At 58.8% G+C, this 8,838-nt stretch carries 8 protein-coding genes and 4 tRNA genes; all 12 read right to left on the bottom strand.

Annotated features, from left to right (window positions below):
- Window positions 1-207, bottom strand: a 207-nt coding sequence (locus tag C8D92_RS13170) for a GTP-binding protein (RefSeq protein WP_243402448.1), incomplete at its 3' end; no start/stop codon positions are given.
- A gap of 52 nt (window positions 208-259) precedes the next feature.
- Window positions 260-335: transfer RNA gene (locus C8D92_RS13165), tRNA-Thr, on the bottom strand.
- A gap of 19 nt (window positions 336-354) precedes the next feature.
- Window positions 355-429: transfer RNA gene (locus C8D92_RS13160), tRNA-Gly, on the bottom strand.
- A gap of 11 nt (window positions 430-440) precedes the next feature.
- Window positions 441-524: transfer RNA gene (locus C8D92_RS13155), tRNA-Tyr, on the bottom strand.
- Between the two features lie 32 nt (window positions 525-556).
- Window positions 557-632, bottom strand: a tRNA-Thr gene (locus tag C8D92_RS13150).
- A gap of 29 nt (window positions 633-661) precedes the next feature.
- Window positions 662-1,327 (bottom strand): hypothetical protein, encoded by a 666-nt coding sequence (locus C8D92_RS13145; protein ID WP_116919623.1) that lies wholly within the window; start codon window positions 1,325-1,327, stop codon window positions 662-664.
- On the bottom strand, window positions 1,324-2,040 hold the full coding sequence (locus C8D92_RS13140) for a type III pantothenate kinase (protein ID WP_095612251.1): 717 nt from the start codon (window positions 2,038-2,040) through the stop codon (window positions 1,324-1,326). Before C8D92_RS13140 ends, C8D92_RS13145 begins: the two co-directional genes overlap by 4 nt.
- Complete coding sequence (locus C8D92_RS13135) at window positions 2,037-3,005, bottom strand: biotin--[acetyl-CoA-carboxylase] ligase (RefSeq protein WP_116919622.1); 969 nt, start codon at window positions 3,003-3,005, stop codon at window positions 2,037-2,039. The genes C8D92_RS13140 and C8D92_RS13135 overlap by 4 nt, the downstream gene beginning before the upstream one ends.
- Before the next feature lie 144 nt (window positions 3,006-3,149).
- Window positions 3,150-5,534 carry a DUF6160 family protein gene (locus C8D92_RS13130; protein WP_116919621.1) on the bottom strand — a complete coding sequence of 795 codons (2,385 nt, stop codon included), beginning with the start codon at window positions 5,532-5,534 and terminating at the stop codon, window positions 3,150-3,152.
- 14 nt (window positions 5,535-5,548) lie between these two features.
- The gene (locus C8D92_RS13125) at window positions 5,549-6,091 is read right to left on the bottom strand and encodes a hypothetical protein (RefSeq protein ID WP_095612254.1); all 543 of its coding nucleotides are present in this window, start codon (window positions 6,089-6,091) and stop codon (window positions 5,549-5,551) included.
- A gap of 9 nt (window positions 6,092-6,100) precedes the next feature.
- Window positions 6,101-7,150, bottom strand: coding sequence for a hypothetical protein (locus C8D92_RS13120; protein ID WP_228151305.1), 1,050 nt, complete (start codon window positions 7,148-7,150; stop codon window positions 6,101-6,103).
- Window positions 7,150-8,262, bottom strand: coding sequence for a hypothetical protein (locus tag C8D92_RS13115; protein WP_228151306.1), 1,113 nt, complete (start codon window positions 8,260-8,262; stop codon window positions 7,150-7,152). The genes C8D92_RS13120 and C8D92_RS13115 overlap by 1 nt, the downstream gene beginning before the upstream one ends.
- Between the last annotated feature and the right edge of the window lie 576 nt (window positions 8,263-8,838).

Raw genomic sequence — 8,838 nt, 5'->3', positions numbered from 1 at the left:
CACGTGAGACGTGGCGATCGTGATACCCCGATCCTTCTCTTCCGGCGCGTTATCGATCTGGTCGAATGCGCTCGCCGAACCGGTGCCCCACACTTCATGACACACGCGCGTCAGCGCCGCCGTCAGCGTCGTCTTACCATGGTCAACGTGGCCAATGGTGCCCACGTTGAGGTGGGGTTTGCTGCGCTCAAATTTTTCTTTGGACATTCGACCAATCTCCCTAATCAACCAGAATAAGCGACGTTGACCAGACAATAAATGGAGCTCATGGGCGGATTTGAACCGCCGACCTCATCCTTACCAAGGATGTGCTCTACCGACTGAGCTACATGAGCACGCACACCTGCCAAAACTTGGAGCGGGCAGCGGGAATCGAACCCGCGTCATCAGCTTGGAAGGCTGAGGTAATAGCCACTATACGATGCCCGCGAGCATAAAATTGGTGGAGGGGGCAGGATTCGAACCTGCGAAGCTTTCGCGTCAGATTTACAGTCTGATCCCTTTGGCCACTCGGGAACCCCTCCAGCACACCGGCATGCTCTACCGGTTAAAACTGTGGAGCTGGCGGAGGGAGTCGAACCCCCGACCTGCTGATTACAAGTCAGCTGCTCTACCAGCTGAGCTACGCCAGCTCAATCGCCCCGTCAGCGAGGGCGGTATACTACGGATTTTTGTCAGGGGATGCAACACCCTGGCAACCCTTCCCGACCGCAACCGATGCGCTATCGGGCAGAGCGTTTCGCAACTCGCCGGCGATATCCTTGGCCGGAACATCGCGGTCAGCGAAAGCGAGGGCGTACCCTACCGGATCAGGGGGCCGTTTGACCAGAATTGTTTCAATATTTCTTGATTGAAATCGGCTACTGAGACGTCGGGCCCCGTCCGCGGATTCAAACACGCCAAGCGAAATCGCCCATTGGTGGGGCGCTTCTTCCAGAAGGTAGCTGTCAACGCCGGACGCCTGCAGTTCCCGAAGGCGTTCCAGCGCAGCGCTACGACTGGCCATTGGGGGAACGAGCAGGTGGTGTAGCGGCTTCGACGTGCCCGACCGAATGGGGGCGAGGGTCACCGGCCGCCAGGCAGACAACGCCTTCCGGATTCTGGCGCCGGGCTGGTCCAGCTGCGACAGCCCGGTCACCTGCAGACACAGGCCATCGTCCCATCGGCCCGCCTCACTCCGGGCGCCGCCTTGCGCCCGGCGCAGACTGTCGACGCCAGGCAGCTGGCCATCCGGTATGACCCGGCGATCGGACTCCACCGCAAAATTCATTGCGACCAGATAGATTCCCGTGTTGGCACAGGCCAGCAGAAACACCAGCCATTTCATATGTCCGGTTCCCACCCGATATCGACGCGCTCCAGCCCATCCAGCACAAGCTCCGGATACCAACGAGCCTGCAGGCCAGCCGCAAGCAGAGCCTCTGCATCACCTCCTGTCACAAGCACCGCCCCAAAGGACTCGGCGTTCAGCCGGTCCGCCAATGCTTCGCGAAGCCAGTGCAGGCCACCCATCACACAGTCGTTTGTCGATCGCCCCGGGCGCCCTGAATGACCAGCACCGCCCTGAAACCGGACCCGATCGGTTTCCCCGAAGAGCGCATTAAGGTGAAGTCGCTCGCCCGGCAGGATATAGCCGCCCCGATGGCGATACGCCGCATCAAGATAGTCCACGGTGATCGCGCTGCCGGCATCCACCACGACAAGAGGCGGATGCTGGTGCGCTGCCGCACCCACCAGGGCATGCCAGCGATCGGCCCCCATGTCGCCAGGGCGGGCGTAGCCACACCGCAATCCACACTGATGGGCTTGAGTATCGTGAAATTCCGGGGAAACACCGAGGCTTGTTCTGAGCTGATTTGCCAGCTCGACGCGCCGGGCGTCTGATCTCACGGTGGAGACCACCACTCGCTCAATCGGCCGGGGGAGGCCAGCCACATCAAATACGCCTCCCGCGGATACAACCCCCCGGTCAACGATTTCTTCCCCGGCCCGGAGCCGCCATTTGAGGCGTGAGTTGCCGGCATCAATCTGTAATATCATGTCAGTGGTCGCAGACTGAGTTCCCCGGCGGTCACTTCCCGGATGCCGTCCGCCGTCTCTATCCGATAGCTGCCGCTGCTGGTAACACCGGCACCGACCCCCTCGAACGACGCGGGCTCGGTTCGTACCGGCCGCCCACGAAATGCATCCATTGACTGCCAGGCCTCGCGAAACGCCCAGAATCCTTCGCGATCGAAGGCTGAGAGATGATCCGCTAGAGTACCGGTCAGCCGGGCCGCCAGCGCACTTCGGCGCCAGCCGACATCCGGCGCCACCGCATCGAGGCAGGTCCACGGCTGGTCGATTCCGACGTTTTCTGGCGGCTGATGGACATTGACCCCGACTCCGACGATAACGCGCACACCACCCTCGATCTCGCCGCTCAACTCGATCAGGATACCGGCGAGCTTCTGGTGCCCCCACAGCACGTCATTCGGCCACTTCAGTCCGGCACCGCTGAGCCCTTCAGACTCCAGCGCCCGAATCACCCCCAGGCCAGCGACCAGGCTGAGCCCACCCAGCCCTTCAAACCCTGAACGGAGATTCATTGCCAGACTCAGATAGATGTTGCAGCCTGCTGGACTCTGCCAGACTCGCCCCCGACGACCGCGACCGGCGGTCTGGCGGTCCGCAATCGCGGCCTGAATATCCGCAGTCGACGGAGTCGGTACCTCCATCAGGAACTGATTGGTGGAGCCAATGTCGCCAAACACATGGAGGTCGAGACGGTCGCGAATCGGCTCCGGCAGGGCCGCCACAATAGCAGGCTCGCTCAGTAGATCGACAGACTCACCCAAACGGTAGCCTCGGCCCCGGACACGCTCTACCTCGACGCCCGCCGCCATCAGTCGGTTCAGTTGTTTCCAGACCGCCGTGCGACTGACGTTCAGCGAGTCAGCCAATGCAGTGCCGGAGTGCCACTCTCCGTCGGACAACAGTTCCAGTAACGCCTTTTCCGTGCTCATGCTTGAGTGCCTGTTCGATCGCGTGACAACCCATCCAACGACGGATTCTGGTCCGGGATTTAACAACAGACGTGGCGAAAATACAAAAGGCGGGCCAATGCCTCCCACCACGGAACGGTGCAAGGCAGCGGCCCCGAGAAGGCGCTACTGGATGGGGGTTGCCGTCAGGTTGGCCTTGATGTCCATATTCTGCAGCTTGACGCCCTGAATGGCGGTGGCGGCGCCGCCGGTCGGATGGACCAGATCGATGCTGTTCACCGACAGCTCTTTGAAACGGGAGTGCGCCTGAACGGCAAACCCAAGAGGACGGTCGTCTTTCTCCGAGTCCGTCGGGGAGGCCACGTAGCGATACCCAGCGGCCGTGCTGCTGTCCATGATTTTTTCATCGCCACGATTACCCACAACACCGTTGGCGTCGGCCCCGCTGTCCTTCTTGACGACCTTGGTCTGGTAGATGTCGACGTTGAGATCGGTACGGATACCGAACGTATTGTCCTCCTTCCCATCCCCATCCAGGTCCACACCGTCACTGGTGTAGATGTCATTCAGAACGAGCTGAGTGCCCGTGCCGTTCTCCGGGCCGTCTGGCCCGAGGGTCCGGTTCGTTTCCCAGATGAAGGCATTGCGCTTGGTTTCGCTGACCGCTCGGGCCAGGATGCTCTTCAGGGCGATGGTAACGCCTTGCTGACCCCGTTCTTCCCATATGCCACCACTACTCTGGCATGCGGATGCAGAGCCCCCCGTTCCGCCGACACACACGTTACCAGCGCCTCCGGGCTTTACGACCATGCTGCTGCCCTTTTCATAGCTTTGCAGAACGAATCGCCCAAAACTCCCATTGCTGTTCTTGTCACCAATCCGCAAGTTGCCGATATCCATGGTACTCCAGGCCTCGCCCTCAACGATCGCAAGCCCTTCATCCGTGACATCCACCGTCATATCCCGGACGTGTGCGTCGTAATTCAGGTCCGTTGCCCAGAGGCCTTTCTGCGGCTGCTCGCCAGCGCCGTCGTCATAGGTGTCCGCCAGAATCGCGGCGTTGCCATTGGTAATCTGGATGTCGGAATTGACGGTCAGCCCCTCGCCAGTGGCGCCGCCGGCGCCCAAGGTGACCTGCCCATCAAGTTCAAAGTCATAGGCCGGATACACCCCCAGCGCCAGCAACAACTCAGTGCCCCCCTGCAGGTCCGCATCCTCGTTGCCAACCCGCAGACCGTTGAGACGATAGCCACCCTCGACCCCGTCGAAACCGAGCCGAACGCCGTCGTAGAACCGAGTACCGTTAATGGTCTGGTTTCGGGTGACGTTGACCGTGACATCGCCCTGCCCCCAGGACTGAAGGCCGGAGAAAATCACGGTGTTGCCATCTTCCGTCCAGGCAAAATCGGCGTCGGCGAGACTCCACTGAGCGGCCAGACGCAACCCCTGAGGCCCCGCATCCGGGTGACCGCCACCCATCACGTAGACAGCGTTTGTGTAATCACGACCGTTGAAGGCGCGATCGGCAAAGCGGTAATTGAAAGCCAGCTCGCCGATGCTGCCTCCGTTGCCACCCAGTTCGATGCTGCCAATCCGGAAATCGCCGGTCAGCTCACCGAGGGTCAGTGCGAGGCCATTACGGCCGTTCCAGTCCGGAGCGACGTCCACGCGAAGGTCTGTGTACTCACTGCTCCCGGTGATGTTTCGAAGCGCAATCGGGTTACCATCATCCCGGTATATGACGTTGGCGCTGTTGATGATGGTCTCGCCATCGAGGCGAAGACCCTCGCTGCCGAATCGACCACCTGCCGAAATCGTGGTTTCGGAGCTGAAATCAAAATCGCCGCTAAGGCTACCGTAGCTCGGCAGTGCATTCCCGGTCAGTACATCGGTACTATTACCATGGTTCTGGGGGTTATTGCTGTAACGGATGGCGTCGACCGTATAGGAGCCGGTCACCGACGGTGATGCAATCTCCAGGGCACCGCCTACTTCGTCAAGCGTAATCCCCGGGGCATTCATGGTCATCGAAACGCCATCCAGAAAGACTTCGTATCCGTTGGTGCGATAACCGAGCCGTCCGTCGGTCATTTCGTAGTTCACATCGAACGTATAACCATCGGCCGTGGCGCCCCCCGGTGACAGGGTGAGGGTGCCTTCCATGCTCTGGTCCAGGAAGACACCGCCTATCCCCGCGCCAGGCGAACCCTCCAGAGTCACGTCACCAAACTCGATACGCCGATCCTCAATGAGATAGTCCAGATTGACCGACGCGTCCTGAAGAATATCCGTCTTGATCACATGACGGGCGGTACCGTCCGAATCGGTTGCCGAGCCGATCCGCAGGCCTTCGACATGGATCCCGGCACCGTCGTCGAAATAGGAAAGACGATCGGCGGAGGCCTTGAGATCTACCTCCATCGTGATCCCGCTTTGCCCACTGACGCTTGACAGAGCGCTGTCGTTCATCCGCTGCATGTCAGCCTGGGCCGGAAGAGCTCCCACAAAGGCCATGAGCAGTGGCGCCGGGATGTCGTATAACCGCCTCATGACAGAATCCTTCGTTACGGGTTACCAGTGGGGAATACCAGCAGATTCCCTTCGAGGACAACGTCGCCCTGCATCTCGATCGAAAAGACATCAGTTTGCTGGAATCCTGGGTCGGACGGGCGGGCAGTACTACTGTTGGCCAGCGTAAACTGGACGTCGTCATAACGGACCGTATTTGGCAGCCCAACCTCCAGCACGTCCCGATTGAACACGGCGCCATCACCACCGAAGCCGGAATCGATATTGCGTACCCGCAAGGTCAGCCCCTGGAAAGAGAACTTGCCACGGATGTCGTCGAGAACCATCCAGCCACCATTTGCTTTGAGCTGGAAAGCCAGCCGCGCCCCACAGCGTTTACTGCCTTCATCACAGGTGCCGAAATAGGCGTTCTGGATCGGGCCGCCATTCTCGTTGATGCTGACGTCCCCGGACAGATAGATGCCACCCTGACCGGCTACATCGGAGAGATCGCCGTCAGATAGACGCGCCATCTCAGCCGTGGCGGGGGTGACCATCACCAGGCCCAAAATGGCGGCTATTATCCATCCTTGCTGCATTGTGCCTCCTCAGGGCGCCAGATCGTGGGTATCGATCTTCAGATGCTGTATCAACATTCCTTCGACTCTGGCCGAGCCGAAATCCCGGTCCCCAACACTGAAATTGCCAATCCGCAGATTGCTGCGGTAATCCGGATTGGTGTAATAGTCCTCGTAGAAGTCCCACTCGGCCTTGTTGCTGTTCTGCCGCGTACCATCCTGGGCAATCGCGCCCTGGGCGGGCCGCCGGATGGTTTCGATTTCCGCAACGAAGTTGCCTGAGCCATCCACGTCCAGATACATCGGCTGCAGTTTATTACCCAATGCAAGCTCCAGCGCAAAGTTGGTCATCTTAATTCTGGAGCCACAGTCGGAGCCGTCCTGTTCACAGGCGTTGATCGACAATTCAGGCGTGTAAAAATTCAGCTTGAACTGCCCCACCAATTGCTGGCGATCATCATCGCCCCAAAGGCGAATGTGGCTTCCATCAATCACCGCACTTTTTGCATGAACGTTCAGATTAGAGGATTGGTTATCACCAACTTTGACATTGAGCTGAAGCCCAACGTCGGGGCGCTCGCCCAATCGATTGGCCCCGCTCGGGCGACTGGAGCAGGTTCCGCTTCCTGCCCCCGCCCCAGCATCCAGACAGCTGAAACCGTCAGCCGCTGAAACCTTGGAGGGCGCATTCACGCTCAGTACAGCCTTACCGGGAATGCCAATATTGTCACCGTCCTCCAGATCGATGCTGAACGGGTTTGTGAGCCGCCCAAGATTTACCGGGCTCAGGTTCTGGCCGTAGTTGCTTCCAGAGCCCGAGATGTAGAGTTGATTCACAACGATCTCGACGTCTTCTCCCGCCGAACTTTTTATCCCCCCGATCCGAAAAATACGACCGTTATCCACGTCGGTGCCGTGCGCGAACTTGAAGTCGTCCAGAACAATACCAAGTCCCTGACCCTGCACGTCGGCCAATTGGGCGTCAGACAACCCCTGCATTTCAGCGCTCACAGCAAATGGCACCACACAAAGGGCGAGCACGAACTGTTGACTAAACCACCGAACCGAAAAGCGCTTCATCAGAATAGTCCCTGGCCTCGATCGATATACTCCGAGCGGTACCGCGGTATGCCGTCCAATGCATCATAAAGGCTGAACTCAACGGCCCCATTGGGAATGTTGATATATCCACCCGCTGTTGCGCGGAGAAAATCTTCTGCCGACGGGTTCGATTTGGAAACATCTTCAAGCCAGTCGAGCTCCCGGGTCTGAAACGACAGGAACAACCCCTGTTCCGGCCCCGTCAGATAACGCTCGTCCCCTTCTTCGGTGACTTCGCCAACCGGTAGACTTTGAAAATTGGTCAGGGGGAAACAGGCCGTGATGCCAAGTACCTGGCAGTTCTGTGCAATAAAGCTGATATCTCCGGACCCACAGATCCCGAGAAAACAATTTGCATCAATTTCAAACTCGGAACTGCCCCCTAGAAGACTTGCCGCGTTGATCAGCGTCAACGTCCCCCCCGGAACATCTTCAACGGTGAACGCCTCACCGTTTGGAACGCCCGCGTGGGTCGCCCGAACCGGGTCAAGATCGCCGGCGTTCGCCTCCTCCGGACCATAGACGAGTTTCGCCTTGCTTCGAATCGCATTGTTGCTCAATAACAAAGGTGCGAGGCCAACCAAAACGTTGTCGATGAGATCGCCTTCCGATTCCGCCGTTTCCAGATCCTCACCCGTCGCCTTTATATTGACGTTAACGTCCCCCGTCAGATTTCGGATGTCACCGGAAAGAATGCCCATCGCGTCACCAAAGCCGAGACGGACCCCGGTCACTTCATCCGTGTTTTCGTCGAACGCAAACTCCAAAAAAGGATCCGTCATCGTGAAAGGAACGATTTCATCCTCTGAATAACTACTGCCATCCGGTTTGCGCTGACGGGTAACGTTCGGGTTGTTATCGAAGAATTCCTGGTTGTGGATATAACCGAGCCCGAAATCATCAATGAGTACGTCCGATGTACCTGGATCTTCCCCCGCACGCTCATAACGACCAAGCTCCAGGGTGTTCACGTTGGTCTGCAACTCAATGTCCATCCCGAGATTGACACGGGTATATTCCGTTTCACGGTTGGCGTCAGGGTGCTGGTAACGATCGACAGAAAGAAATGCCTGCCCGGTCACGTCCGACATGGCTCGATCAGAAATGGGCTCCAGATCAGCCTGTACAACTGATGTCACCCCCAGCCATAGGAAACCTGCTAAACACGTCCAGCGCATGTATGCTTCTCACTTGAAGACGGAATGTGATTATCGTTGTCCCGTTGACGGCGCCCTGCCGATGTCTCTGAACGCTGGCTTGTTATTTTTCTGACCAGTTAATGACCAATTCTAGACGGCGTAAGGCAGTACGACTGTGCGCAGCGTCATAGATTCGAAACCGTTTGTTGTTTTGAGGTTACGAAAGGTGGCGAGCGAAGGGGTGACGGATCGCTGTGCACGGCGACGATGACCCGGGGCGGGACGCAGAGGCTCCGGGCGTTCGCCCCTGCCAACGCGGTGCTTTGGCTGCCCTGGCGGGCATCGGGACTCACACTCCCGTAGATCATCCCTTTCGTGCAGCCAATAAAAAACCCCCAACGGCGCCGCCGCTGGGGGTTTGTTATTGGGAGCCTGACGATGACCTACTTTGCTCGCGCCTCTCGGCGCTCGGCCCTTCGGGCCCGTCGTCGCGTTGCTCCGACGTCCTGCGCCTGCCATTCGGCAGGC

This window comes from Tamilnaduibacter salinus (genome assembly GCF_003096655.1).
Lineage (GTDB): Bacteria > Pseudomonadota > Gammaproteobacteria > Pseudomonadales > Oleiphilaceae > Tamilnaduibacter > Tamilnaduibacter salinus.
This window is presented reverse-complemented; position numbering and strand designations above follow the sequence as displayed.